A 26,729-nucleotide genomic window follows, 5' to 3' on the forward strand; every position below is an offset into this window, starting at 1 on the left:
CGACACGTCATCCCGGCGGCCCCGCCGGGATGACCCTCCCGTCCCTAGGGGGACGACGCTGGCCCGGCTATTCCTCGTCGAAATGGCCCTTGCGGATGCGCCGCACGACGCTCCAGATCGTCAGCGCCACCAGCGGCACCGCCACCGCCGTCACCAGCCCGATATCGACATGCAGCCCCCACGCCTCGAAGCGGGCATGCAGGCCCTCCAGCGCGTAATGCAGCAGGCTGATGACGTAATAGGAGATGGCCGCCACCGAGAGGCCTTCGACCGTCTGCTGGAGGCGTAGCTGCATGCGCGCGCGCCGGTTCATCGAGCGCAGCAGATCGCGGTTCTGCTGCTCCAGCTCGACATCGACGCGGGTGCGCAGCAGGTTGGCGGCGCTGGACAGCTTGACCGACAGATTGGCCTGACGCTGCTCGATCGCCTGGCAGGTGCGCATCGCCGGCTGGAGCCGGCGCGAGAGAAATTGCTGCCAGGTCGGGTAGCCGGAGACCGCCCGCTCGCCGATGGCGTTGAGCCGGCTCCTGACGATCTCCTCATAGGCCCGCGTCGCGCCGAAGCGGAACAGCGACGCGGCGGCGTCCGCCTCAAGCTCGGCGGCCAGCGAGGTGAGGGCGTCGAGCAGCTTGTTGTTGGCGGCCAGCCCCTCGGTCTCGCGCATCTCGCGGGTCAGCGTGCTCAGCTCGTTCTCGATGCGGGCGGCGGTCGGGGCGAGGCGCTGCGCCTCCGGCAGGCCCAGAAGCGCGAGCGTGCGGTAGGTCTCGACCTCCAGCAGGCGCTGGATCAGCGCGCCGGCGGCGTCGTCCGTCATGCCCCGGTCCCGCACCAGAATGCGCACGAAGCCGGAGGCATCGGGCTGGAAGTCGGTGGCGACCTCGGCGAGGCCGTCCTCGACATCCGAGCGCGCCAGGCTGGAACGGTCGAACAGCCGGTCGAGCGGCAGCGCGTCGGCGGTGTCGGTCACCAGTTGCAGATCGACCGCCACCAGCAGCGGGCCGGGCTGGGGCACCTGAAGCAGCGTGCGCGCCAGACTGCCCGAGGAGGGGTGGAAGGGCAGCCCGCCCTCGGTCAGGTCCTCGGCCGGCAGTTCCCACGTGTAGGTGGTGAACTCGGCGTGGCGCTCCCAGCGCAGCACGGCGCCGCCAAAGGCCACGCGGTGCTGCTTGGCGTCGCGGTGCGGGCCGGACTGGCCGCGCGCTACGCACAGCGCAGCGAAGGCGGCCCGGTCGGCCTTCGCCTGCACGCGATCCACCAGAAAGGCGACATGGAGGATTCGCGCCGGCGTTCCCACCGGCATGAAGGGGCGGGCGTGCAGCTCGGCGAGCACCGGCGCGCGCAGCGGATGGTCGTAGAAGGCGCCCGCGCTCGGCATCCTGGGCGCGCCAGCGGGGGGATTAGTGGCGGGGGGACTGGACGTCACGCTTGATGCTCCCTGTTCGCCCGCCGTCCCGGCATCCAGCCGCCGCGCATGGAACTTTGGGCGGTACCAGTCGGTTGCATGCGGACTGCCCCTCTGGCAAGCCCGGGGTGGCGGGGTCCGGCCCGGCCGAGACGGTGGTGGCATCAGGGTGTCGGGCGCTGTTGCGCAATGGCATCAGCCCGGCCGGTAAGCCAGAACGGATCAAAATTCGTTTGATTTGCCGCATGTGGCAGAGTCATGAAAGTCGTTGGTCAGTTCGGGAATCAGGACATGAAGTTCGCGCGGTCATTGGGTCTTGGCATTGTCGCACTGGTCGCGGTCGCGCTGGCGTTTCTGCCGGCGGTCGCCGAAGCCCAGACCCGCAAGGCGCCGCAGGTGCGCGTCTACCTGCTGCGCGGCCTCGCCAACATCTTCTCCTTCGGCATGGACGAGCTGACCACCAAGCTCAATGCGCGCGGCATCAAGGCCAGCGTGCATTCCTATGTCGACTGGCAGACGCTCAGCGCGGTGGCCATCGAGGATGCCCGCGCCGGCAAGCGCCGCCCGACCCCGGTGATCATCATCGGCCATTCGCTGGGCGCGGACGCGGCTGTCTACATGGCCAACAAGGTCAGCGCCGCCGGCGTGCCGGTGCCGCTGGTCGTGACCTTCGATCCGGTGACGCCCACCACCGCCTCGGCCAAGATCGGCAAGGTGGTGAATTATTATCAGGCCGGCGGCGCCGGAAAGGCCGTCTCCGGCCCGCGCGTCGACAATGTCGACCTCACCGGCGCCGGCCAGCTCAGCCATTTCAACATCGAGAAGGCGGCCGAGCTGCATAACCGGGTCATCGCCATGATCGAGAAGCCGGCCCGGCCGCGCGCCCCGCGCCCCGCGCCGCAGGTGGCCGCGCCCGCGCCGGCGAGCCCGACCGCCGCCTCGCCCTCCGCCATCGCTCCCACGGTGAGCGCCACCGAGACGGCCGCCGCCCCCGGCAGCGCGGCGAGCGTGCCGGCGGTGATCCGCGCGCCGAACTGAGGCGCGCGGCGTCTCCTCAGACGGCGGCCACCGAGAACACCGTGAAGGTGTGCATGTCGCCGTCTTCCTCGCGCACCGAGACATATTCGCCCGGCGCAAAGGCGTGGTCGCCGAAACGATAGCCGGCCTCGTCGTCCTCGCTCGCCTCCGGCTCGTAATCGAACACCCAGGTGGCCCCGTTGGCCCCGCCCGCGCGGTGCACGAGATGGCCGTGCTCATGGGCGTCATTGCCCCAGAAGCGGGTCACGGTGCACAGCGCGCGCTGGCCCTTCCACGCCTCCAGGTCGATATGGCCCGCGCCATCCAGCGGGGCGACGAACTCATAGCCATGGCGCGCGCTGCCCTCGGGGAACTCCCTGGAGCGGGCGAGATGCAGGCGGATGCGCTGAAGAGTGGCGGCGTCGGACATGGGTGTTTCCTCTTTTATCTGGGCCGGATTGACGGGTTGCCCCTGAAGGCCCGTCCCTCTAGGCCCGCCTCCCGGTTTGCCTATGACAGGGAAGATGGCCCCGCCTTGATCCGGCGCAAGCGGCGGGGCGGGCGATGGTGGGCCGGCAAAGGCAGCAGGCGAAGCTCCGGCACCGGCCGACGCACGCTTATTGGTCATTGGTCTATTTTTTTTACCATGGAAGCCGGCGCGGATTTCCCTAGAATGGCTCGAAACGGAGAAGCCTCGCCCGGTCCAGCCGGCGCGACGCAGGGAGAAACGCCATGTCCGGTCTCGTCATGCCGGCCCCCAAGGCCGAGGTGATGGCGCGGCGCGCCGAGATCATCGCCGATCTGCGCGCCATCGTGCCCGGCGAGGGGGTGATCGACGCCATCAACGAGATGCGGCCCTTCGAGAGCGACGGCGTCACCGCCTATCGCCAGTTGCCGCTCGCCGTGGTGCTGCCCTCGACCACCGAACAGGTCTCGCAGGTGCTGGCCTATGCCAATGCCAACGGCATTCCCGTGGTGCCGCGCGGGGCGGGCACCTCGCTGTCGGGCGGGGCGCTGCCGCTGGCCGACGGCATTCTGCTCGGCATGGGCAAGTTCAACCGCATCCTCGACATCGACTTCGCCAACCGCACCGTGGTCGCCCAGCCCGGCGTGACCAATCTCGGCATCACCACCGCCGTGGCGCATGAGGGCTTCTATTACGCGCCCGACCCCTCCTCGCAGATCGCCTGCACCATTGGCGGCAATGTTGGGGAGAATTCCGGCGGCGTGCACTGCCTGAAATACGGCCTCACCACCAATAATGTGCTCGGCGTCGAGATGGTGCTGATATCGGGCGAGATCGTGCGCATCGGCGGCAAGCACCTCGATTCCGGCGGGCTGGATCTGCTCGGCCTGATCGTCGGCTCGGAAGGGCTGCTCGGCGTCGTCACCGAAGTCACCGTGCGCATCCTCAAGAAGCCGGAGACGGCGCGCGCGGTGCTGGTGGGCTTCCCGTCCTCGGAGGCGGCGGGCGCCTGCGTCGCCGCCATCATCGCCGCCGGCATCATTCCCGGCGGCATGGAGATGATGGACAAGATGATGGTCCACGCCGCCGAGGCCTTTCTCGGCGCCGGCTACCCGCTCGATGTCGAGGCGCTGCTGATCGTCGAGCTGGACGGGCCGGAAGCGGAGGTGAACCACCTCATCGAGCGCGTCGCGCAGATCGCTGGCGGCCTCGGCTGCCAGACGCTGCGCGCCTCCACCAGCGAGGAGGAGCGCATCGCCTTCTGGGCCGGGCGCAAGGCGGCCTTCCCGGCGGTCGGCCGCATCTCGCCGGATTATCTCTGCATGGACGGCACCATTCCGCGCAAGGCGCTGCCCGAGGTGCTCCGCCGCATGGAGGCGATGTCGGAGAAATACGGTCTGAAGTGCGGCAATGTCTTCCATGCCGGCGACGGCAATCTGCACCCGTTGATCTGCTACGACGCCAACACGCCCGGCGAGCTGGACAAGGCGGAGGCCTTCGGCGCGGACATATTGCTGCTCTGCGTCGAGGTCGGCGGCGTGCTCACCGGCGAGCATGGGGTAGGCGTCGAGAAGCGCGACCTCATGCCCTCCATGTTCAACGAGATCGACCTCGCCCATCAGCAGCGGCTGAAATGCGCCTTCGATCCCGAGGCGCTCTTGAACCCCGGCAAGGTGTTCCCGGTGCTGCACCGCTGCGCGGAACTCGGCCGCATGCATGTCTCCGGTGGCAAGCTGCCCTTCCCCGACATTCCGAGGTTCTGATGCGCGGGTTGCCCTCTCCCAACCCGTCATCCCGGCCGGAGCGCAGCGCCGATCCGGGATCGCGCGCCACTGCGGGTATTGCCAGACGATCCCGGCTCTCCGCGCTGACACGCTCCGGCCGGGATGACGTCCTATGGGGACGGGGCGCGCGATGACCACCCTCCTCGTCCGCAACGCCACCGTTCTCGTCACGCTGGACGGCGCCCGGCGCGAGATCGCCGGCGGCGGTCTGTTCGCGCGCGACGGGATGATCGTCGAGGTCGGTCCGAGCGAGGCGCTGCCGGCCACCGCCGACACGGTGATGGACCTTGCCGGCCATGTGGTGCTGCCCGGCCTCGTCAATTGCCACCACCATCTCGACCAGACGCTGACGCGCAATCTGCCGGCGGCGCAGAACGTGAACCTGTTCCGCTGGCTGAAGGCGCATTACCGGCTCTGGGCGGCGCGCACGCCGGAGGCCTCGCGCACCGCGACGCTGGTCGGCCTCGCCGAACTCGCGCTAAGCGGCTGCACCACCGCCTTCGACCACGCCTATGTGTTCCGCAATGGCTGCAAGGTCGACGACCAGATCGGCGCCGCCCGCGAGATCGGGATGCGCTTCATGGTCTCGCGCGGCTCCATGTCGCTCGGCCAGTCCAAGGGTGGCCTGCCGCCGGATGACTGCGTGGAGCGGGAAGAGGACATCCTCGCCGACTCTGAGCGCGTCATCGCCCGCTATCACGACGCCGCGCCCGGCTCGCTGCTGCAGATCGCGCTGGCGCCCTGCTCGCCCTTCTCGGTGACGCCCGGCCTGATGCGGGATTCCGCCGCCCTCGCCCGCGCCAAGGGCGTGCGGCTGCACACGCATCTGGCCGAGACCATCGACGAGGAACGCTACACGCTGGAGCGCTTCGGCAAACGGCCGGTCGCTTACATGGAAGATCTGGGCTGGCTGGGCGACGATGTCTGGTTCGCCCATGCGGTGCATGTGAACGATCACGAGATCGGCTGCTTTGCCGGCGCCGGCGTCGGCGTGTGCCATTGCCCCTCCTCCAATATGCGCCTCGCCTCCGGGATCGCCCCGGTGAAGGCCTATCGGCGCGCGGGCGTGAAGGTCGGGCTCGGGGTGGACGGCTCGGCGTCGAATGACGGCAACAACCTGCTGACCGAGGCGCGCCAGGCCATGCTGCTGGCGCGGTTGCAAATCAGCCTGCGCCCGCCCGAGGGGCCGGACACCACGCTCTCCACCTCCGACCCCTCGCGCGACGCCGAATGGATGAGCGCGCGCGAGGCGCTGGAGCTCGCCACGCTGGGCGGCGCCGCCGTGCTCGGGCGAGCCGACATCGGGTCGCTGGAGCCGGGCAAATGCGCGGATTTCTTCGCGCTGCGGCTGGATGATGTCGCCTTTGCCGGCGGGCTGTCCGACCCCGTCGCCGCCGCCCTGTTCTGCACCCCCGGCCCCGCCGCCTTTACCGTGGTCCACGGGCGCCCGGTGGTGGCGGAGGGGCGGATCGTCACCATCGACCTGCCGGCGGTCATCGCCGAACACAACACACATGCCGCGCGGCTCGCCGCGCTTGCGGAGTAGACCATGAGCGCCCTTATCAAGGAGCCAGCCTCCACCGAACGGCTCTGCCCGCGCGACGAGGCCGATGTGGTCGAGGCGGTGCGCTGGGCGGTCTCGAACGGGCGCACGCTCGATGTCGCCGGCTCGCGCTCCAAGGCCGGGCTCGGGCGCCACATCCAAACCGACGCGACGCTGGAGCTGGCGGCGCTTTCCGGCGTCACCCTCTATGAGCCGGAAGAACTGGTGCTGAGCGCGCGGGCCGGCACGCCCATCGCCGAGATCACGGCGCTTGTCGCCGCCTCGCACCAGATGATGGCCTTCGAGCCGATGGATTACGGCCCGTTGTTCGGCCAGCCGGCCGGCGGGGGCACGCTGGGCGGGCTGATCGCCTGCAACCTTGCCGGGCCGCGCCGGCCGAGCGCGGGCGCGGCGCGCGACCATGCGCTGGGCCTGCGCGCCGTCTCCGGCCGCGCCGAGGCGTTCAAGGCGGGCGGGCGGGTGGTGAAGAATGTCACCGGCTACGACCTGCCGCGCGGCCTTGCCGGCTCGCATGGCACGCTCGCCGCCTTCACCGAACTGACCATCAAGGTGCTGCCACGCCCGGAGACGGTGGAGACGCTGCTCATCCTCGGCCTCGACGAGGCGCAAGCCGCCAGCGCCATGAGCGCGGCCATGGGCTCCTATTACGACGTGTCCGGCTCGGCCCATCTGCCCGCCGACATCGCCGCACTTGTGCCAGCGGTGGCCGGGGCAGGGCGAGCGGTGACGGCGCTGCGGCTGGAAGGGGTGAAGCCGTCCATCCTGCACCGGCGCGGCAAGCTGGAGGAGATGTTGCGGGCGCGCGGCGAGCTGTCCTTCCTCAATGAGGCGGCCTCGCTCACCTTCTGGCAGGCGGTGCGGGATGTGGAGCCCTTCGCGGCAACTGTCACCTCTCCCCGTGGGGGAGAGGTCGGCGCGGGAACCGCGCCGGGTGAGGGGTTTTCGAGCGCGACTTCCCCCTCACCCCCCCCTCTCACCGTGGGGGAGAGGGAGAATATTCTCGACACCGCCCCCGCCATCTGGCGCGTTTCCGTCGCCCCCATGGCGGGGGCGGATGTGGTGGCGGCGCTGCGCCCGCTCGGCGCGCGGGCCTTTTATGACTGGGCCGGCGGCCTCGTCTGGATCGCCCTGCCCGATGGCACGCCGCGCTCCGCCGAGGTCCGTGCCGCCGTCGCGGCGACAGGCGGCGGGCACGCCACGCTGGTCCGCGCCAGCCTCGCGGCGCGGGCGGAGGAGGTGTTCCAGCCGCTCGACCCTGTCACCAAGGCGCTGGTGACGCGGATGAAGGATGGCTTCGACCCGGCCCGGGTGCTGAGCCCCGGCCGCATGTATGCGGGAGTCTAGGCCATGCAGACCCATTTCTCCCTCGCCCAGCTCGCCGACCCGCAGACCGCCCGCTCCGAGCAGGTGCTGCGCGCGTGCGTCCATTGCGGCTTCTGCACCGCCACCTGCCCGACCTATGTGCTGCTGGGCGACGAGCTGGATTCGCCGCGCGGGCGCATCTACCTCATCAAGGACATGCTGGAGAATGACCGGCCGGCCACGGTCGAGGTCGCCAAGCATATCGACCGCTGCCTGTCCTGCCTGTCCTGCATGACCACCTGCCCCTCGGGCGTGCATTACATGCACCTCGTCGACCATGCCCGCGACCATGTGGAGAAGACCTATAAGCGCCCGCTGACGGACCGGTTGATCCGGGCGGTGCTGGCGCGGGTGCTGCCCAGTCGCGGCCTGTTCCGCCTGGCCATTGGCGGGGCGATGCTGGCCAAGCCCTTCGCCGGGCTGTTCGACGCCATCCCCGCTTTGCGCCCGGTCGCCGCCATGCTGCGCCTCGCCCCGGCGCGGCCCGCCACACGCGCGGCCAGCGAGGGGGAACGGCGCTTCCCGGCCAAGGGCCCGCGCCGCGCCCGCGTGGCGCTGCTCGATGGCTGCGCCCAGCCGGTGCTGCGCCCGGAGATCGACGAAGCGGCGATCCGCCTGATGACCCGCATGGGCGTCGAGATCGTCCGCCCGGTCGGCGGCGGCTGCTGCGGCTCGCTGACCCACCACATGGGCAAGGAGGAGCCGGCGCTCGCCAATGCCCGCGCCAATGTCGACGCCTGGTGGCGCGAGATTGCCGGCGAGGGGCTCGATGCCATTATCGTCACCACCTCGGGCTGCGGCACCACGATCAAGGATTACGGCCACATGCTGCGCAACGAGCCGGCCTATGCCGAGCGCGCGGCCAAGGTGTCGGCGCTGGCCAAGGATGTGAGCGAATTTCTCGTGGAGCGCGAGCTCCCCGTTCCGGTGATCCCGGCCGGGCTGCGCGTCGCCTATCATTCCGCCTGCTCGCTCCAGCACGGCCAGAAGGTGCGCACGGCGCCCAAGGCGCTGCTGGCCAAGGCCGGCTTCACCGTGCTGGACCCGGCGGAAGGGCATCTGTGCTGCGGCTCGGCCGGCACCTACAACATTCTTCAGCCGGAAATCGCCGGGAAGCTGCGCGAGCGCAAGGTCGCCAATATCGAGCGTACCCAGCCGCAGATCATCGCCGCCGGCAATATTGGCTGCATGACGCAGATCGGCGGCGGCACCTCGATCCCGGTGGTGCATACGGTGGAACTGCTGGATTGGGCGACCGGCGGGCCCTCGCCCTTCCCGGTGCCGCTCGTCCCGGCTGTCGCGGCGGAGTGAGCGGATGATCGCGGTGATTTTCGAGGTCTGGCCGGCCGAGGGTGAGCGGGCGCATTATCTGGAACTGGCCGCCGCGCTGCGCGCGGACCTCATTGGCCGCGACGGCTTCATCTCGGTGGAACGCTTCGAGAGCCTAACCGAGCCCGGCAAGCTGCTCTCGCTCTCCTTCTGGCGCGATGAGGAGGCGGTGCGCGCCTGGCGCTGCCTGCCGTCGCACCGCAGCGCGCAGGCCGAGGGACGCGGCGGCGTCTTCGCCAATTACCGCCTGCGCGTCGCCGGCGTGCTGCGCGACTATGGCATGGACGCGCGGGATCAGGCGCCCGACGACAGCCGCGCCGTGCATCCGCCCGCGCCCTGAGCGCCCGCGCCGGACACGGCGACAAGCCGGCCGGGGATGGGTATAGGAAAGCGATCCGCCTCCCCTGCCTGCCGGACCCCGCCATGGCCTCCATTTCCCGCCGTCCCCGCCTGCTCATCCTGTCGCTCGGCGGCACCATCACCATGACCGCCACGGCGGGCGGCGGCATTGCTCCGACACTCGGCGCGGCCGAGCTGGTGTCCGCCGTGCCGGGGCTCGCGGAGGTGGCGGAGATCGAGGCGCGCTCGCCTTTCAAGGTCGGCAGTTCCTCGCTGACGGTGGAGAACATCCTTTCCGTCGCCGCCACCATTGAAGCGGGCTTCGATGGCGACATTGACGGCGCGGTGGTCATTCAGGGCACGGACACGATCGAGGAGACGGCCTTCATCCTCGACCTGCTGCTGCGCGAGCCGAAACCCGTGGTGGTGGTCGGCGCCATGCGCGGGCCCCAACAGCCGGGTGCCGATGGCCCCGCCAATCTGCTGTCCGCCGCCCTCGTTGCCGCGAGCCCGGCGGCGCGCGGGCTCGGCACGCTGGTGGTGCTGAATGACGAGATCCACGCCGCCCGCTTCATTCGCAAGGGCCATACCAGCCTCACCTCGGCCTTCGTCTCGGACAATGCCGGGCCGCTCGGGCTGGTGGCGGAGGGGCGCGTGCGGATCCTCACCCGCGTCGCGCCGCTGGATCTGCCGCCGCTCGCCATTGCGGGTGGGGACGTGCCGGCGGTGGCGCTGCTGAAGATCGGCATGGGCGATGATGGCCGGCTGATCGCCGCGACGCCCGGCCTCGGCTATGCCGGCCTCGTCATCGAGGGCGCCGGGGCCGGCCATGTGCCGGCGCCGGTGACGCAGATCGTCGGCGAGGTCGCCGCGCGCCTCCCCGTTCTGCTGGCGAGCCGGACGCTGTCCGGCCCCTCCTTCGAGCGGACCTATGCCTATCCCGGCTCGGAGATCGACCTTTTGGAGCGCGGCGCGCTGCCGGGTGGCTTCCTGCCCGGCCCCAAGGCGCGGTTGCTGCTAATGCTGGCCCTGCGCGCCGGCTGGGACCGTCAGGCGATCCGCGCCGGGCTCGCCGCCTTCGGCTAGAGCTTTTTCGGTGAACTCCACCTCACCGAAAAGGCTCCAGACTCAGGACGAGCCGATGAGAATGCCGGTGACCAGCACCAATATGCCGCCGAGCACCACCTGCACGATGGCCGAGGTGAACGGCGTGTCCATGTAGCGCGTGCGCACCCAGGCGATGGCGAACAGCTCGACGGCGACGACCACGCCGGCAACCGCGGTGGCGGTCCAGAAATCGGTGATGAGATAAGGCAGGGTGTGGCCGAGCCCGCCCAGCACCGTCATCACGCCGCAGGCGATGCCGCGCGGCCAGGGGCTGCCGCGCCCGGTGATCTCGCCATCATCAGACAAGGCCTCGGTCAGGCCCATGGAGATGCCGGCGCCGATGGAGGCGGCGAGGCCAACCAGGAAGGCCGCCCAGCTGTCCTGCGTGGCGAAGGCGGCGGCGAAAATCGGCGCCAGCGTCGAAATCGAGCCGTCGATCAGGCCGGCAAGGCCCGGCTGGACGATCTGCAGCACGAAAATGCGGTGGGCGGCGGCATCCTCGCTGTCCTTGGCGCTACCGGTCTCGATCTCCCCGCCCAGTTCCTGCGCCAGCGTCTCATGCGCCCCCTCGGCCTCGGCGAGGTCGGCGAGCAGCCGGCGCGTATCGGCATCGCGGGCGCGCTCGGCGGCCTTGATGTAGAATTGCTTGGCCTCGTACTCCATCATTTCGGCCTGCCCGCGCACCGCGTCGATGCGCAGCGTGTCGAGCAGCCAGATCGGGTTGCGCTTGAGGAAGCCCTTCACATCCTGCCGGGTGATATAGGGCAGCTCGCCGCCGAAGCGGCGCTTGAAGAGTTCATGCAGGGAGTGGCGGTGACCGCGCTCCTCCTCCGCCATCCGCTCGAACATGGCGGCGGTGGCCGGGTAGTCGCCGCGCAGGCGATTGGCGAATTGGAGGTAGATGCGGGCATCCTCCTCCTCATTGGAAATCGCCAAGGCGAGAATCTCCGCCTCGGTCAGCTCGTTGAACCGCTTCATGGGCACGCCTCTATTATTTAGAATCACTCTAAACAATAGAGGCTGTTCTGCCTATACGGGTTATTGCGGGCGCGCATGCGCCGCGAGGCGGCGCCCCGGCACGTGGGACCAGCAAGCACGACCGGCCAGCAAGTCTCGTGCAAGCCTTTTGCCCTCTCTTGCATCAACATCAATGTGCAGGAGTCTCCCAATGATGGGAATGCGCCTCGGGATCGCGTGGAAGCTGGGCATCGTGTCCGGCCTGCTCATCCTTCTATCGGCCAGCGTGATCCTCAGCCGCAACATCGCGATGAGCCGGATCGAGGCGGCGGACGAGGCCGCCTTCCGCCAGAGCGAGATTCTGACGGAAACCAAGGAGGTGTCCGTCGCCCTCGCCGATATCCGCCTCAACGTGACGGAGTTGCGCCTCTCCTTCTCCAATCCCGAGAATGACGCGCTGCTGCGCCAGGTGAAGAAGGATCTGGCGGGAGCCCAGATGCGGCTCGACCGGCTGATGGAGCTGGAAACCCACGAGGACGACCTCGCGGTCTTCAAGCAGCTCAAGGCCAAGCTGCGCGAGATCGGCACGGCGACCGTCGATATCCGGGAATCCCAGGCGATCCAGCTCAACGCGGTGGACAGCCGCGCGGCCCTCGCCATGCGCGCGCGCACCGGCTTCTCCACGCTTTACGGCCAGTTGCTGGAAGCCGAGCAGCCGGACATGGCGAGCAACGTCCAGCCGCTCGATCCGCTGGTCGATGCCATCAACCTCGCCGCCGCGCTGTTCATCCTCGAAGGGGACGCCAAGCAGCTTCCGCTCATCGACTCCATGCGCGGGCGCGTCGTCCAGGTGCTGACCGACGTGAAGGAGCAGTTCGGCAGCAACCTGATGATCGCCCAGACGCTGGAGACCATCGACAAGGATTTCAAGGACTACATCGACACGGTCAAAGAGGGCATTACCGAGCTTCAGAACCGCACCGCCTTCGTCGCCGAGCGCAGCGATCCGGCGATCAACGAGGCCGCGCGCGAACTCGCCGAAGTCACGAAAGCCAGCGCGGAGCAGGCGATCGAGGCGCAGCACGCCTCCGATGCGGCGCTGGTCGAGGGCATGACGCAGATCCTGATCTTCTCGATCGTCGCCATCCTCGCGGCCATCGCCGCGGCGATCTATTCCTTCTTCGGCATTGCCCGGCCGGTGCGCCATGTCAGCGAGGCGATGGAACGCGTGTCCGGGGGCGACCTCGCCACCGATATCCCCTATGCCGCGCGCAAGGACGAGATCGGTGACCAGGCGCGGGCGCTCACCTATTTCCGCGACAGCCTTGTCGAGGCCGAGCGCGAGCGGGCGGAGAGCCAGGCGGCCGAACAGCTTGCCGCCACGCGGCGGCGCGAGGAGATGCACCAGCTCGCCAACCAGTTCGAAGCCGCGGTCGGCGCGGTGGTCGACACCGTGGCCAAGGCGGCCAGCGAGTTGCAGACCGCCTCCGAGAGCCTCAACGCCACGGCGGATGAAACCACGGCGCAGGCCGCCTCGGTCAGCGCGGCGGCGCAGCTCGCCACCTCCAACGTGCAGGCGGTCGCCGCTGCCATCGAGGAGCTCTCCGCCTCGGCCCATGAGATCGGCGAGCGGTTGCAGCACTCGTCCAGCATGACCGAGCGGGCCGTGACCGAGGTGGACAACACCAGCGGCCAGATGACCCTGCTGCGTTCCTCGGCCGAGCAGATCGGCACCATCATCAGCCTGATCGACTCGATCGCCGGCCAGACCAACCTGCTCGCGCTCAACGCCACGATCGAATCCGCCCGCGCCGGCGAGGCGGGCCGCGGCTTCGCCGTGGTGGCGCACGAGGTCAAGGCACTGGCGGGCCAGACCGCGACCGCCACGGCCGGGATTTCCGAGCGGATTTCCGGCATTCAGGACTCCACCGGCGACGTGCTCGGCTCGATCACCGGCTTCAGCCGGACCATTGGCGAGTTGCGCGCGGCGGCAGCAGCGATCGCGGCGGCGATGGCCGAGCAGCACGCCACCACCTCGGAAGTCGCGCGCAGCATCCAGCAGGCCGCAACCGGCACCCGCGAAGTGACCAGCAGCATGGGTGCGGTCGAGCGCGCGGCCCAGGCTTCCTCGGTCGCCGCCCATCAGGTGCTCGCCTTCGCCCGCGACCTGTCCCAGCAGGCGGTGGCGCTGCGCTCCGAGGTGCACAGCTTCGTGGAGACGGTCCGCGCCGCCTGACGGCCGGCAGATGACCCCACGACAGCAAAAAGGGCGGCCTCGCGGCCGCCCTTTTCGATTCAACAGGTGTGGCAGGGGAGCGCCGGGGGCGCTCCCGCCAGCGGGCCAATCACTCGGCCGCGCCAGCCTCGCCCTCGTCACCCTTGCCCTTCGCCTCGAGATCCTCGCCCGTCTCCTGGTCGACGACCTTCATGGACAGGCGGGTCTTGCCGCGCTCGTCGAAGCCGAGCAGCTTGACCTTCACCTTGTCGCCTTCCTTGACGACGTCGGAGGGCTTGGCCACACGCTCCTTGGCGAGCTGCGAGACGTGCACGAGGCCGTCCTTGGCGCCGAAGAAGTTCACGAAGGCGCCGAAATCGACGACCTTCACCACGGTGCCCTCATAGATCTGGCCGATCTCGGGCTCCGAGGCGATGGATTTGATCCAGTTGAGCGCCGCCTTGATCGACTCGCCCGAGGCCGACGCCACCTTCACGGTGCCGTCGTCCTCGATGTTGATCTTGGCGCCGGTCTTCTCGACGATCTCGCGGATCACCTTGCCGCCCGAACCGATCACTTCACGGATCTTGTCGACCGGGATCTGGATCACCTCGATGCGCGGGGCGTGCTCGCCGAGTTCGGCGCGGGCGCCGGTCAGCGCCTTGCTCATCTCGCCGAGGATATGCGCGCGGCCATCCTTCGCCTGGCCGAGGGCGACCTTCATGATCTCCTCGGTGATGCCGGCGATCTTGATGTCCATCTGCAGGGCGGTGACGCCCTTGTCGGTGCCGGCCACCTTGAAGTCCATGTCGCCGAGGTGATCCTCGTCGCCGAGGATGTCGGAGAGCACGGCAAAGCGGTCGCCTTCAAGGATGAGGCCCATGGCGATACCCGCCACCGGGCGGCGCAGCGGCACGCCGGCATCCATCAGCGCCAGCGAGGTGCCGCAGACGGTCGCCATGGAGGAGGAGCCGTTCGACTCCAGGATCTCGGACACCGCGCGCAGCGTGTAGGGGAACTCGTGCGCGGGCGGCAGGATCGGGCGGATGGCGCGCCAGGCGAGCTTGCCATGGCCGATTTCGCGGCGGCCGGGCGAACCCATGCGGCCGGTCTCGCCGACCGAGAAGGGGGGGAAGTTGTAGTGCAGCAGGAAGCGTTCCTTGTAGGTGCCTTCCAGGCTGTCGATGAACTGCTCGTCCTCGCCGGTGCCGAGCGTGGCGACGACCAGGGCCTGCGTCTCGCCGCGGGTGAACAGCGAGGAGCCGTGGGCGCGCGGCAGCACGCCGACTTCGGAGACGATCGGGCGCACGGTCTTGGTGTCGCGGCCGTCGATACGCACGCCATCATCGAGGATGGTCCAGCGCACGATCTTGGCTTCGAGCTCCTTGAGCACTTCGCCAAGGGTCTGGGCGTCCGGCACGTCCTTGCCCTCGGCGGCGAGAGCGGCGTAATGCGCCTTCGCCTTGGACTTGGCGGCACCGACCGCCTCGTAGCGGTCCTGCTTGCGGGCGATCTTGTAGGCGGCGCGCAGATCGGCCTCGATCAGCCCGCGCAGCTCGGTCTCGAGCGCGGAGTGATCCGGCGCGGCGAAGTCGCGCGGCTCCTTGGCGGCCTTCTCGGCGAGACGGATGATCGCCTCGATGACCGGCTGGAAGTGGCGGTGGCCGAACATGACCGCGCCGAGCATCACTTCCTCGGACAGTTCCTTGGCCTCGGACTCGACCATCAGCACGGCGTCGGTGGTGCCGGCGACCACGAGGTCGAGCGCCGATTCCTTGACCTCGTCGCTGGTCGGGTTCAGCACATATTCATTGTCGATGAAGCCGACGCGGGCGCCGCCGATCGGGCCCATGAAGGGCACGCCGGACAGGGTCAGCGCGGCGGAGGCGGCGACCAGCGCGACGATGTCCGGGTCGTTCTCAAGATCGTGCGAGAGCACGGTGACAACGACCTGCGTGTCGTTCTTGTAGCCTTCCGCGAAAAGCGGACGGATCGGGCGGTCGATGAGGCGGGAGACGAGGGTCTCCTTCTCGCTCGGACGGCCCTCGCGCTTGAAGAAGCCGCCGGGAATGCGACCGGCCGCGTAGGCCTTTTCCTGGTAGTTCACGGTCAGCGGGAAGAAGTCCTGGCCGGGCTTCGGCGCCTTGGCCGAAACGGCGGTGGCGAGCACGGTGGTGTCGCCATAGGTCGCGAGCACGGCGCCGTCGGCCTGACGCGCCATGCGGCCGGTCTCGAGGACGAGCGTGCGCCCGCCCCAGTCGAGTTCCTCGCGGTGGATATCGAACATGTCTGTCTCTGGCTTTCCGAAACGGGGCCAGGGCAAGACGGCGAGAGGCTCGGCGGATGCCCGCTCCTCACGGAGCGGCTGCGGGTCCGAGCCCCCGGCGATCCTGCCATGGCGCGCCGCTTCTCGTCGGTCGCGGCGAGCCCCATGCCCGCCGCCTTTACGGTCGTCAGCGCCGCGGACCATCCGCTGGCGCCGTCTTTAAAGGCCGCGAGGCCCGCGCCGTTACAGCGCGAGCCTCGGGTCGTGCATCAGCGGCGAATGCCCAGCCGCTCGATCAGGGACTTGTAGCGGCCTTCCTCGGTCTTCTTGAGATAGTCGAGGAGGCCACGGCGCTGGGACACCAGCTTCAGAAGGCCGCGCCGGGAGTGGTTGTCCTTGGCGTGGATCTTGAAGTGGCCGGTGAGGTTGGCGATGCGCTCGGTGAGGATCGCGACCTGCACTTCAGCCGAACCCGTGTCGCCCGGCTTGGTGGCGTAGTCAGTGATGAGCTGCTGCTTGCGCTCGGCAGTAATCGACATCGGAGAGTCCTTTCAGTGTCTAGATGAAAGGGCGGGGCGCGGCACGAACCCTCTCAAGGGTCCTGTCCGACGGTCGCCTCGCCGGATCCGCCGTTCGGCCGGGCCGGGATGTCGTCCAGCGCGGTCAAAGCAGACGGGTCGCGCGGACTCGTGTCCGCAACGCGCGCGCACCATACACGAAAACGCGGCCTTGGCTAGCCGAGCCCTCCGGCACCGGGGTGCGGCGCCGGAGGGCCTGCGTGCCCTACTTGCCGGCGTGGAAGATGCGCTTGGGGTAGATCTCGCCGGCCTCGGCCTCGCCGAGCGCGATGAGGCGCCCGCCGGCGGTGATCGCCACCGGCCCTTCGAGAATCGGCGCATCGCGCCCACGCAGGATGATCGGCTGACCATGCGCGAGGCGCGTCGCATCGGCGGGCGAGACGCGCAGGCAGGGCAGCGTGTCGAGGCCGATGGAGACCGGGCGCAGCACATGCATCGGCGCGGCGTCGTCGCGCTCCTCGGACCAGGCGCGCAGCGTGGCGAGCGGCACCAGTTCCTCTTCCGGGAAGGTGCCGACCCGCGTGCGGCGCAGCGCCGAGATATGACCGTGCGTGCCGAGGCGGCGGCCCATGTCGCGGGCCAGCGAGCGCACATAGGTGCCCTTGCCGCATTCGGTCTCGAACACCGCATGGTCGGCATCGGGCATCTCGACGAGATCGAGCGAGTGGATCACCACGGTGCGCGCGGCAAGTTCCACCTGCACGCCGTCGCGGGCAAGGTCATAGGCCCGCTCGCCATTGATCTTGAGCGCGGAATAGGCCGGCGGGACCTGCTCGATCTCGCCGCGGAACGCGTCGAGAATGGCGAGGATGGCCTCGCGCGCGGGACGCACCTCGGACTGGGCGACGGCCTTGCCCTCGCTGTCGTCGGTGTCGGTCTCGACCCCCCAGCGCACGGTGAAGCGGTAGACCTTGCGCCCTTCCATGACGAAGGGAACGGTCTTGGTCGCCTCGCCCAGCGCGATCGGCAGGCAGCCGGAGGCGAGCGGATCGAGCGTGCCGGCGTGACCGGCCTTCTTGGCCGAGAACAGCCATTTCACCGCCCCGACCGCCTGGGTCGAGGTCATGCCGACCGGCTTGTCGAGCAGCACCCAGCCGTCAATGTCGCGCTTGGGCCGGCGCTTGCGGGGCGGCAGCTCGGCGGGAGCCGTCTCGTCCGCGAGAGCCGGGCGGGCGGCGTCCGCCGGATGCGTCTCGGGGCCCGTATCCGCGCCCGTTTCGGGGAGCAGCGTCGTGGTATCGAGCGGGGCGGTCATTCATCGGCCTCGTGGCTGTCGGTCTTGTCGTTCGTCTCGTGCCCGGCCTCGTCGAGGTCGCGCTGCACCTGCGGCAGGCGCAGCAAAGCGTCGATGCGCGCGCCTTCCTCGAAGGAGGTGTCGATGCGGAAGCGCAGCTCGGGGACGAATTTCAGTTCGATGCGGCGGCCAATCTCGCCGCGCAGCGGCTTGGCATTGGTCGCCAGCGCATCGATCGCCGCCTTCGCGTCCTTGCCGCCGAGCGGCATGACGTAGCAGGTGGCGATCTTCAGATCCGGGCTCATCCGCACCTCGGGCACGGTGATGAGCACCTTGGTGAGCGCCGGATCGGGCAGGTCGCCCCGCGCGAGGATATCGGAGAGGGCGTGACGCACCAGTTCGCCCACGCGCAACTGGCGCTGGCTCGGGCCGGAGCCCGAGCTCGCTCTGTTCTTCATGATTCACAAACCTTCAGGGCCCCCGTCCGGTTGTCGCGGATCGGCGGAGCCAGCTTCGACCGGAACGCGCGGGTTTGGACCGCACATTCCCGTGGATGTTCGCGCCCCCCGCGGGAGGCGCGGAGGCTCCCCGCGTGCGGGGAGCCGTGACGTCAGAGCGTGCGCTGCACGACCTCGACGCGGTAGCACTCGATCACATCGCCCGCGCGCATGTCCTGGTAGTTCTCGAAGGACATGCCGCACTCCTGGCCGGACTGCACCACATTCACCGCATCCTTGAAGCGGTTCAGCGTGGCGAGCTTGCCTTCGTGGATCACGACATTGTCGCGGATCAGGCGGACATGCTGGCCGCGCTCGACGATACCGTCGGTGACCAGGCAGCCGGCGACCTTGCCGATCTTGGAGACACCGAAGATCTCCTTGATCAGCGCGTTGCCGAGCATGGTCTCGCGGTTGATCGGGGCGAGCAGGCCACCCATCGCCGCCTTCACGTCATCCACCAGGTCGTAGATGATGTTGTAGTAGCGGATTTCGATGCCGGCACGATCGGCCGCGTCGCGGGCTTCCTTGTTGGCGCGCACATTGAACGCGATGATCGCCGCGCCGGCCGTCTCGGCCAGCGTCACGTCGCTCTCGTTCACGCCACCGGCGCCGGAGTGGATGATGCGGGCCTGCACCTCGTCGGTGCCGAGCTTCTCCAGCGAGGAGATGATCGCCTCGACCGAGCCGGACACGTCGCCCTTGATGATGAGCGGGAATTCCTTCCGGCCGGTCGTCTTGGCCTGGCTCATCATCTGCTCCAGCGAGCCGCGGACGGTGGCGGAACGGGCCGCCGCCTTCTCGCGCTTCTGGCGCTGGCGATAGTCGGTGATCTCGCGGGCACGGGCTTCGTTTTCGACCACGGCGATGCGGTCGCCCGCCTCCGGCGTGCCGTTGAAGCCGAGCACCTCGACCGGGAAGGACGGACCCGCCCCGGTGACATTGACGCCCTTGTCGTCGATCAGGGCGCGCACGCGGCCCATCTCGGCGCCGGCCACGACGATGTCGCCGACATGCAGCGTGCCGCGCTGGACGAGCACGGTGGCCACCGGGCCACGACCACGATCGAGCTTGGCCTCGATGACGGTACCTTCCGCGTCGCGGTTGGGGTTCGCCTTGAGGTCGAGCACTTCCGCCTGAAGCGTGATCAGCTCCAGCAGCTTGTCGAGATTGGTCTGGGCCTTGGCCGACACCTCGACTTCGAGCGTATCGCCGCCGAGGCTTTCGACCTGGACTTCGTATTGCAGCAGCTCGGTGCGCACGCGCTCGGGCTTGGCATCCGGCTTGTCGATCTTGTTGATCGCGACGATCAGCGGGACCTTGGCGGCGCGGGCGTGGCTGATGGCCTCGACCGTCTGCGGCATCACGCCGTCATCGGCCGCCACCACCAGCACCACGATGTCCGTCACCTTGGCGCCGCGGGCACGCATCGCCGTGAAGGCGGCGTGGCCGGGCGTGTCGATGAAGGTGACCTTGCCGCCGAGCGGTGAGGTCACCTGATAGGCACCGATATGCTGGGTGATGCCACCGGCCTCGCCGGAGACGACATTGGCCTTGCGGATCGCGTCGAGCAGCGAGGTCTTGCCGTGGTCGACATGGCCCATGATGGTCACGACCGGGGGGCGCGTCTCGAGATGCTCGGCCGTGTCCTCGGTGTCGAACAGGCCTTCCTCGACGTCGGATTCGGCGACGCGGCGGACCGTGTGGCCGAGTTCCTCGGCGATCAGCTGGGCGGTGTCGGCGTCGATCACGTCGGTGATCTTGACCATCTGGCCCTGCTTCATCAGCAGGCGGATCACGTCGACCGCGCGTTCGGCCATGCGGTTGGCGAGCTCCTGGATGGAGATCGTCTCCGGCACGGTCACTTCGCGGGCGATCTTTTCCTTCGCCTCGACATGGCGATGGCCGCTCATGCGCTGGGTGCGGCGGCGGAACGAGGCGACCGAACGCTGGCGCTCGTCCTCGGCCGACTGGGCGGTGACCACGGTCAGGCGGCCACGGCTCTTTTCAGGGCCGGCCGGACGGGTCGGCTTGGGCGGGGTGACCGGACGCGCGGGCGCGCCACCGGGACCACGGCGAACCGGACGACGCTCTTCTTCCTCGGCATCCATCGGGCCGCGCGGCGTCGCGACGCGGGGAGCGCCGGGAGCGGCCGCCGTGGACGGCGCGGAGGGTTGGGCGGCGCGCGGCGCGGCCGGGGCGGAAGCGGCGGCCGGGGCCGGCTGGCTTTCGCCGAAACGCTTGCGCGCCTCTTCCTCGGACTTGCGCTTGGCCTCGTCATCGGCGGCGCGGCGCGCTTCTTCCTCGCGCTTGCGCGCTTCGGCGGCGTCACGCTCGATCTTCTCACGCGCCTCGCGCTCGGCGCGGCGGACGGCTTCTTCCTCGGCGCGCTTGCGCTCCTCGACCTCGCGGACGCGGGCGTCCTGCAAGGCGGCGGTGCGGGCGCGGGCCTCTTCCTCGGTCAGCGAGCGCAGCACCACGCCGCCCGGACGCGGACCCTGCGGCGCCGGACGCGGCGCCGAGAGGTTGGCGTTCGGCTGCGGCTGGGTGCGCAGCGGACGGCTCGGCTGAGCCGCGGCGGCAGCGGCAGCCGGAGCCGGAGCGGGACGGGACGGCTGGGCCGACGCCGGGGTCGGAGAAGGAGCGGCCGCAGCCGGCGCCTCGGGCTTGTCGCCCGGGCCGAGCACACGGCGCTTCACCTTCTCGACCACGACGGACTTGGACCGTCCATGGCTGAAGCTCTGGCGGACGACGCCCTGCTCGACAGGTCGCTTGAGCGTGAGGGTCTTCCCCCCCTGGCCAGCACCCTGGCCAACGCCCACCGTCTTCTCGCCCGGGTTCTTCGTATCGGTCATTCGGTATCCGTTCCTGTGCACTCCCGCCCCGTGCGTGAATGCGTCACTTATCGTCTGTCAGCCGGCTTATTCGGCGCGCCAGCCTTCGAGCCTTGTTACACGCGCGAGGAAGCCCGCGCTGGTCGGATGCGCAAGAAGCGCAGCATGTACCACATTTGCCCGCCCTAGCGCCAAGTCCAATTGTGCGCCCGGAAAAGCAACGACGCGGACGATCTCACGCCCCGCCGCTTCGCCGACCCGGCGGGCCAGCGCATCGAGTTTCGCCATGCCATCGGCCGCCGCGTCCGCCGCGTGCATCAGCCCCGCGACGGGCACCCGCCTCATGCCGGGACGGGGCGCGGCGGATTGCAGCGCCTCGACGACCTTGGAATTGCCCGTCACCACCTGCCCGGCCTTATTGGCGAGGGCGAGGGCGGCGAGCGCATCCTTTTCGAGCAGCGCCTCCACGAGTTCGCAGAGACCCTCCTCGGCACGGCCCTGGCCGCGAAAGGCGCGGCTGAAAGCCTTCTTCTTCAACGCCTGCCGGAGCGCGCCCCGGTTGGCGGCGACCCAGGCGCCCCGGCCGGGAAGCCGGGCGGCGAGGTCGGGCACCACCGCGCCGTCGGGTCCGACGACGAAGCGGAGCATCTGCGCCACCGGCAGCACAGCGCGGGTGGCGAGGCATTGCCGTGTGGTCTCGCGGCGGACGGCCGCGGGACCGGCGTCGGTATCATCCGGCGCCCCCTCCGGGGCATCGGCCTCGGCATCAGGATCGGTCCCCGCAGCCCTTGCGGGATCCGGCCCCACGGGTCCGGCCTCGTCGTCCACCGTCGGCATTTCCGCCTCCGCGCCCGCCTGCGCCGTGCCCAAAACTCGCCTCAAGCCTGTCTCAGGCCTCGGGCTCGCCTTCGGTCGCGTCCTCCTCACCCGCCGTGGCGAGTTCGGTTTCCTCGATCCAGCCGGCCTTGACGCGGGCCTGCATGATCATCGCCTCGGCCTCCTCGCGGGAGACCTCGAAGCCTTCCAGCGCGCCCGGCGTGCGCACGGTCTCACCGTCGCGCCGCTCGGTCCAGCCGACCAGATCGTCGGTGGCGCAGCCGGCCAGATCCTCGACCGTCTTGATGTCGTTCTCGCCGAACGCCACCAGCATGGCCGAGGTCACGCCCGGAACCGTGCGCAGCTCGTCCGCCACACCCAGTTCGCGGCGGCGGGCGTCGAAATCGGCTTCCACCTGCGCCAGATAGTTCTGCGCGCGGCTCTGCAGTTCCTGCGCCGTATCCTCGTCGAAGCCTTCGATGCCGGCGAGCTCGTTCAGCGGCACATAGGCCAGTTCTTCCAGCGTCGCGAAGCCCTCGGAAGCCAGAAGCTGGCCCATCATCTCGTCGAGATCGAGCGCCTCGGCGAAGATCTTGGAGCGTTCGGCGAATTCCTTCTGCCGGCGCTCGCTCTCTTCCGCCTCGGTCATGATGTCGATGTCCCAGCCGGTGAGCTGGGAGGCCAGGCGCACATTCTGGCCGCGGCGGCCGATCGCCAGGCTTAGCTGGGCATCCGGGACCACGACTTCAATACGCTCGCTGTCCTCGTCGAGCACCACCTTGACCACTTCGGCCGGGGCCAGCGCGTTGACGATGAAGGTCGCCACGTCCTGCGACCACGGGATGATGTCGATCTTCTCGCCCTGCAGCTCGTTCACCACGGCCTGCACGCGCGAGCCGCGCATGCCGACGCAGGCGCCGACCGGATCGACCGAGGAATCGCGCGAGGTGACGGCGATCTTGGCGCGCGAGCCGGGATCGCGGGCCACCGCCCGGATCTCGACGATGCCGTCATAGATCTCCGGCACTTCCTGCGCGAACAGCTTGGCCATGAACTGGGGATGGGTGCGCGAGAGGAAGATCTGCGGCCCGCGCGGCTCGCGGCGTACGTCATAGACATAGGCGCGGATGCGGTCGCCGACCTTGAACACTTCGCGCGGCAGCAGCTCGTCGCGGCGCAGCGAGGCTTCGCCCCGACCGAGATCGACGACCACATTGCCGTATTCGACGCGCTTGACCGCGCCATTGGTGATCTCGCCGATACGGTCCTTGTACTCGTCATACTGACGGTCGCGCTCGGCCTCGCGCACCTTCTGCACGATGACCTGCTTGGCCGACTGCGCGGCGATGCGGCCGAAATCGAAGGGCGGCAGCGTGTCGGCGATCGAATCACCCACCTGCGCGGCCGGGTTCAGCCGGTTGGCGCTGACCAGATCGATCTCGATCGCCGGATTGTCGACCTGGTCGACCACCAGCAGATGGCGGGCCAGACGCAGCTCGCCGGTACGCGGGTTGATTTCGGCATGAATGTCCGTCTCGGCGCCGTAGCGCGAGCGGGCCGCCTTGGCGATCGCATCTTCCATGGCGGCGATGACGATGCCCCGGTCGATGGATTTCTCACGCGCGACCGCATCGGCGATCTGCAGGAGTTCGAGCCGGTTTGCGCTGACCACGGCCATCAGGGGATCTCCTTCGCAATAGATTTGCGTTTGGCGTTGGACTTCTTGCCGGGCTTGGCCGAGCCCTTCGGCTTGAAGGCGGGTTTCGCCTTCTGCTTGCCGCGCACGGGCATCTTCTTCGGCGGCACCAGACGGGGCGCGGGGCCACCGGCCTCGCTGTCGCCTTCGGTCTCGATGCCGTCCTCGGAATCGTCCGCGTCGGACGTGTCGCCGAGATCGGCGGTGTCGATCTCGTCCTCGTCGATGCCCGCGCCCTCGCGCAGCGCCTTGTCGCGCCGCAGGGCCTCGCGGATCAGCGTCTCGGTCATGACGAGGCGGGCCTCGCCGATATCGGCGATGGGCAGGGCGACGAGGTCGGGCGTGCCGGCGGGAACGTCGGGCAGGCGCACCAGCGCCTCGCCCTCGCGCGCCCCGGTGAGCAGGCCGCGGAACCGCTTGCGGCCTTCCAGCGGCACGGCCATGTCGACCTTGACCTCATGGCCGGACCAGCGTTCGAAATCGCTGAAGCGCACCAGCGGCCGGTCGATGCCCGGCGACGACATTTCCAGATTATAGGCGCCGGAGATCGGGTCCTCGACATCCAGCACCGGGGAGATGGCGCGGCTGGCCGCCTCGCATTCCTCGATGCCGAAGCTACCATCGGGCCGCTCCGCCATGATCTGCAGCGTCACGCCCTCGCGGCCGGACAGCCTGACCCGGACCAGCCGGAAGCCGAGACCCTGAAGCACCGGCCCGACAATGCCAGCCACACGCGCGGCGGGGCCGGTCTCGATCACGAGACGCGGCTCGTCGAGGCGGCCTTCCGGCGCCCCGGCCACTGATTCCGTCGCCTGCCCGGCGATGATGTCCTGTTCGCTCATCCGTCCTGTCCGAACCCATCAGGTCCGCAATGCAAAAAGAGCGGGTTCCGGCGGCGGAACCCACTCTCAACCGACCAGAAGTCGTTGTGAGATATGTGGAGTGAGGTGCTTATACATCCAAACGCCCCACCCATGCAAGCGCAGGGCACCGCCCGTCAACCCGGCGCACTGCCGGCGCCTTGCCGGCGCTCGCGTGCCATCGCATAAGCGCAGCCATGCCCGATGCCCCTGAAACGCCCGATATCCATCCCGTGCCCGCGCTCACCGAGCGCGCTCCGGCGAAGGTGAACCTGTCGCTGCGGGTGCTCGGCCGCCGGCCCGACGGCTATCACGAACTGGCGAGCGTGGTCGCCTTTGCCGGCGCGGCGGACCGGCTGACCCTGCGTCCCGGCCCCGATCTGGCGCTCGCCCTGCGCGGACCGGGCGCGCCGGTGCTGGAGGCGGACGCCGACAATCTGGTGCTGCGCGCCGCGCGCGAACTCGCCGCCCGCGTGACCGGCCTGATGCTCGGCCGCTTCACCCTCGACAAAAGGCTGCCGGTCGCCGCCGGCCTTGGCGGCGGCTCGGCGGACGCGGCGGCGGCGCTGCGGCTGCTGGCCCGCGCCAACGGCCTCGCGCCGGAGGATGGCCGGCTGTTCGCGGCGGCGCTGGCCACCGGCTCGGATGTGCCCGCCTGTCTGCTCGGCCGTTCCTGCCTGATGGGCGGGCGGGGCGAGAGCCTGACGCCCCTCGCCCTGCCGCGTTTCGGCGCGGTGCTGGTCAATCCGCGCGTGCCGATCGCCACCGCCGCGGTGTTCCGCGCGCTGTCGCTCCCGCCCGGCCCCATCCGGGGGCCGGAATCCGTCCCGCCCGGCTTCGCGACGCGGCAGGCGGCGCTCGGCTGGCTGGCCGATGAGCCGAACGATCTGGAGGCCCCCGCGCGCGGGCTGGCACCGGTGCTGGCACAGGTCGAGGCGGCGCTTGCCGCCACCCCCGGCGCGCACCTCGTGCGCATGTCGGGCTCGGGGGCGACCATGTTCGCGCTCTATGATGATTGCCGCGCCGCCGCCCGCGCCGGGCGGATGGTCGCCGCCGCCCATCCCGGCTGGTGGGTCAAATCCACCGTGCTCGGCTGACAGGCGAACCCATGCGCTCCTCGGTGGTCTTCATCCTCGCCGCCCTCCTCGAAATCGCCGGCTGCTTCGCCTTCTGGGCGGTACTGCGGCAGGGGGCAGGCGTGCTCTGGCTGGCGCCGGGCGTGCTCAGCCTGATCGGCTTCGCGGCGCTGCTCACCCAGATCGAGACGAGCGCCGCCGGGCGCGCCTTCGCCGCCTATGGCGGGGTCTATGTCGCCGCGTCGCTGGTCTGGCTCTGGGCGGTGGAGGGGTTCCGGCCCGACCGCTGGGACCTACTGGGCGGGGCGGTGTGCCTGGTCGGCGCGGCGATCATCGTGTTCGGCCCGCGCGGCTGAGTGGCCCTTAGCGCGCTCAGCCCAGCACGGCTTCCAGCCGGCGCTTCACCTCGTCCTTGGCCGGCTCGGCGGCCTTGAAAATCGCCGCCACGCGGAAGAAGTCGAGCACCCGGAAATCATGCACATTGGGCCGGATGAGAATGTCCGGCGCGCCGGATTTCAGCTTCTCGCCGACGATCGAGCTGGCCATGATCTGCAAGGTGGCGAACATCGCCTCCAGTGCCTGCGGCACGCCGCGCGTATCGGCGCCATGGCCGCCGGTGATGTCGACGGCCAGCACGATGTCGGCCTTGGAGCGCAAGAGGTCGAAGGGCAGCGGATTGACCGCGCCGCCATCGACCAGCGTGTGGCCGCCGAGCTGCACCGGGCGCATCAGGCCGGGAATGGCCAGCGAGGCGGCAAGCGCCGGGCGCACCGGGCCGTGCTCGAACATTTTCTCGCAACGGCCCCAATAATCGGTCGCCACCACCTGGAACGGGATCGACAGTTCCTCGAAATTCTCCGGCACGACGTCCGGCAGAAAGGTGGCGACCACCTGCTCGGCATCGATCAGCACCGGGTTGCCCAGCCCGCCGAACAGATCGGCTATGCGCCCGACGCGGGCGGCGAACAGCGCGCGCATCACCTCGCCGCGGTTGCGCAGCGTGTGGGCGACCAGTTGGCGCAGTTCCCTGGCCGGCATGCCGGCCGCATAGATGCTGCCGAAAAAGGCGCCGATGGACGCCCCGGCGATGGCGGTGGGCTTGATGCCGAGCTCGTCCAGCGCCTCCAGCACGAGAATGTGCGCCAGGCCGCGCGCCCCGCCCGAGCCGAGGGCGACCGCGATGCGCGGCCCGGACGGCTCCGGCGCCACGCTCCCCTCGCCGGAGACGATGACGCCGTGATGGGCCGTCCCGACCGGTTGCGGTTCCGGGGACGGGCGCGGGCCGCGCCGGCCGCGCGAGGAGGTGGGATGATCGTCCATGGCTTCGCCT

At 69.6% G+C, this 26,729-nt stretch carries 22 protein-coding genes; 10 read left to right on the forward strand and 12 right to left on the reverse strand.

Going from position 1 to position 26,729, the window contains the following annotated elements; all coding sequences use genetic code 11:
- Positions 1-67 precede the first annotated feature (67 nt).
- Positions 68-1,375 (reverse strand): DUF3422 family protein, encoded by a 1,308-nt coding sequence (locus tag KIP89_RS09575; RefSeq protein WP_213755135.1) that lies wholly within the window; start codon positions 1,373-1,375, stop codon positions 68-70.
- Positions 1,376-1,693: 318 nt separating this feature from the next.
- On the opposite strand from KIP89_RS09575, the gene KIP89_RS09580 reads away from it, so the two are divergent.
- Positions 1,694-2,440, forward strand: a complete 747-nt coding sequence (locus tag KIP89_RS09580) for a hypothetical protein (RefSeq protein WP_213755136.1) — start codon at positions 1,694-1,696, stop codon at positions 2,438-2,440.
- A 16-nt stretch (positions 2,441-2,456) separates the two neighbouring features.
- Here KIP89_RS09580 and KIP89_RS09585 read toward each other — a convergent pair whose 3' ends face one another.
- Positions 2,457-2,849, reverse strand: a complete 393-nt coding sequence (locus KIP89_RS09585; protein ID WP_213755137.1) for a hypothetical protein — start codon at positions 2,847-2,849, stop codon at positions 2,457-2,459.
- A 302-nt stretch (positions 2,850-3,151) separates the two neighbouring features.
- Between KIP89_RS09585 and KIP89_RS09590 the strand changes: the two genes are divergently transcribed.
- From KIP89_RS09590 to KIP89_RS09615, 6 genes are all read left to right on the forward strand, one after another.
- Positions 3,152-4,648, forward strand: a complete 1,497-nt coding sequence (locus tag KIP89_RS09590) for an FAD-linked oxidase C-terminal domain-containing protein (RefSeq protein WP_213755138.1) — start codon at positions 3,152-3,154, stop codon at positions 4,646-4,648.
- 151 nt (positions 4,649-4,799) lie between these two features.
- Positions 4,800-6,215 carry an 8-oxoguanine deaminase gene (locus KIP89_RS09595; RefSeq protein ID WP_213755139.1) on the forward strand — a complete coding sequence of 472 codons (1,416 nt, stop codon included), beginning with the start codon at positions 4,800-4,802 and terminating at the stop codon, positions 6,213-6,215.
- A 3-nt stretch (positions 6,216-6,218) separates the two neighbouring features.
- Entirely contained in the window at positions 6,219-7,577 is a 1,359-nt protein-coding gene (locus KIP89_RS09600; protein ID WP_213755140.1) for an FAD-binding protein, read from the forward strand.
- A 3-nt stretch (positions 7,578-7,580) separates the two neighbouring features.
- Positions 7,581-8,906: a glycolate oxidase subunit GlcF gene (glcF, locus tag KIP89_RS09605; RefSeq protein ID WP_213755141.1), complete on the forward strand. Its 1,326-nt coding sequence runs from the start codon at positions 7,581-7,583 to the stop codon at positions 8,904-8,906.
- A gap of 4 nt (positions 8,907-8,910) precedes the next feature.
- Positions 8,911-9,264 (forward strand): antibiotic biosynthesis monooxygenase family protein, encoded by a 354-nt coding sequence (locus KIP89_RS09610; protein WP_213755142.1) that lies wholly within the window; start codon positions 8,911-8,913, stop codon positions 9,262-9,264.
- A gap of 83 nt (positions 9,265-9,347) precedes the next feature.
- The gene (locus tag KIP89_RS09615) at positions 9,348-10,349 is read left to right on the forward strand and encodes an asparaginase (protein ID WP_213755143.1); all 1,002 of its coding nucleotides are present in this window, start codon (positions 9,348-9,350) and stop codon (positions 10,347-10,349) included.
- Between the two features lie 42 nt (positions 10,350-10,391).
- On the opposite strand, the gene mbfA is transcribed toward KIP89_RS09615, so the two are convergent.
- On the reverse strand, positions 10,392-11,348 hold the full coding sequence (mbfA, locus tag KIP89_RS09620) for an iron exporter MbfA (RefSeq protein ID WP_213755144.1): 957 nt from the start codon (positions 11,346-11,348) through the stop codon (positions 10,392-10,394).
- Between the two features lie 190 nt (positions 11,349-11,538).
- Here mbfA and KIP89_RS09625 point away from each other — a divergent pair, with 190 nt between their 5' ends.
- Positions 11,539-13,563 (forward strand): methyl-accepting chemotaxis protein, encoded by a 2,025-nt coding sequence (locus KIP89_RS09625; RefSeq protein WP_250152295.1) that lies wholly within the window; start codon positions 11,539-11,541, stop codon positions 13,561-13,563.
- A 109-nt stretch (positions 13,564-13,672) separates the two neighbouring features.
- On the opposite strand, the gene pnp is transcribed toward KIP89_RS09625, so the two are convergent.
- The 8 genes from pnp to rimP form a co-directional block, all read right to left on the reverse strand.
- Positions 13,673-15,829, reverse strand: coding sequence for a polyribonucleotide nucleotidyltransferase (pnp, locus tag KIP89_RS09630; RefSeq protein ID WP_213755145.1), 2,157 nt, complete (start codon positions 15,827-15,829; stop codon positions 13,673-13,675).
- Between the two features lie 248 nt (positions 15,830-16,077).
- A complete protein-coding gene (gene rpsO / locus KIP89_RS09635; protein ID WP_213755146.1) occupies positions 16,078-16,347 on the reverse strand; it encodes a 30S ribosomal protein S15 in 270 nt (89 codons plus the stop codon).
- 244 nt (positions 16,348-16,591) lie between these two features.
- On the reverse strand, positions 16,592-17,641 hold the full coding sequence (truB, locus tag KIP89_RS09640; RefSeq protein ID WP_213755147.1) for a tRNA pseudouridine(55) synthase TruB: 1,050 nt from the start codon (positions 17,639-17,641) through the stop codon (positions 16,592-16,594).
- Positions 17,638-18,078 (reverse strand): 30S ribosome-binding factor RbfA, encoded by a 441-nt coding sequence (rbfA, locus tag KIP89_RS09645; RefSeq protein WP_213755148.1) that lies wholly within the window; start codon positions 18,076-18,078, stop codon positions 17,638-17,640. Before rbfA ends, truB begins: the two co-directional genes overlap by 4 nt.
- 152 nt (positions 18,079-18,230) lie before the next feature.
- Positions 18,231-20,972, reverse strand: a complete 2,742-nt coding sequence (infB, locus tag KIP89_RS09650) for a translation initiation factor IF-2 (protein ID WP_213755149.1) — start codon at positions 20,970-20,972, stop codon at positions 18,231-18,233.
- 66 nt (positions 20,973-21,038) lie between these two features.
- The gene (locus KIP89_RS09655; protein ID WP_250152296.1) at positions 21,039-21,833 is read right to left on the reverse strand and encodes an RNA-binding protein; all 795 of its coding nucleotides are present in this window, start codon (positions 21,831-21,833) and stop codon (positions 21,039-21,041) included.
- A gap of 7 nt (positions 21,834-21,840) precedes the next feature.
- Entirely contained in the window at positions 21,841-23,445 is a 1,605-nt protein-coding gene (nusA, locus tag KIP89_RS09660; RefSeq protein ID WP_213755150.1) for a transcription termination factor NusA, read from the reverse strand.
- Positions 23,445-24,305 (reverse strand): ribosome maturation factor RimP, encoded by an 861-nt coding sequence (gene rimP, locus KIP89_RS09665; RefSeq protein WP_213755151.1) that lies wholly within the window; start codon positions 24,303-24,305, stop codon positions 23,445-23,447. Before rimP ends, nusA begins: the two co-directional genes overlap by 1 nt.
- A gap of 215 nt (positions 24,306-24,520) precedes the next feature.
- Here rimP and KIP89_RS09670 point away from each other — a divergent pair, with 215 nt between their 5' ends.
- Entirely contained in the window at positions 24,521-25,420 is a 900-nt protein-coding gene (locus KIP89_RS09670; protein ID WP_213755152.1) for a 4-(cytidine 5'-diphospho)-2-C-methyl-D-erythritol kinase, read from the forward strand.
- Between the two features lie 11 nt (positions 25,421-25,431).
- The gene (locus tag KIP89_RS09675) at positions 25,432-25,755 is read left to right on the forward strand and encodes a YnfA family protein (RefSeq protein WP_213755153.1); all 324 of its coding nucleotides are present in this window, start codon (positions 25,432-25,434) and stop codon (positions 25,753-25,755) included.
- 16 nt (positions 25,756-25,771) lie between these two features.
- Here the strand turns inward: KIP89_RS09675 and KIP89_RS09680 are convergent, their stop codons facing one another.
- On the reverse strand, positions 25,772-26,719 hold the full coding sequence (locus KIP89_RS09680) for a patatin-like phospholipase family protein (RefSeq protein ID WP_213755154.1): 948 nt from the start codon (positions 26,717-26,719) through the stop codon (positions 25,772-25,774).
- Between the last annotated feature and the right edge of the window lie 10 nt (positions 26,720-26,729).

It is taken from the genome of Ancylobacter radicis (genome assembly GCF_018449475.1).
GTDB classification, from domain to species: domain Bacteria; phylum Pseudomonadota; class Alphaproteobacteria; order Rhizobiales; family Xanthobacteraceae; genus Ancylobacter; species Ancylobacter radicis.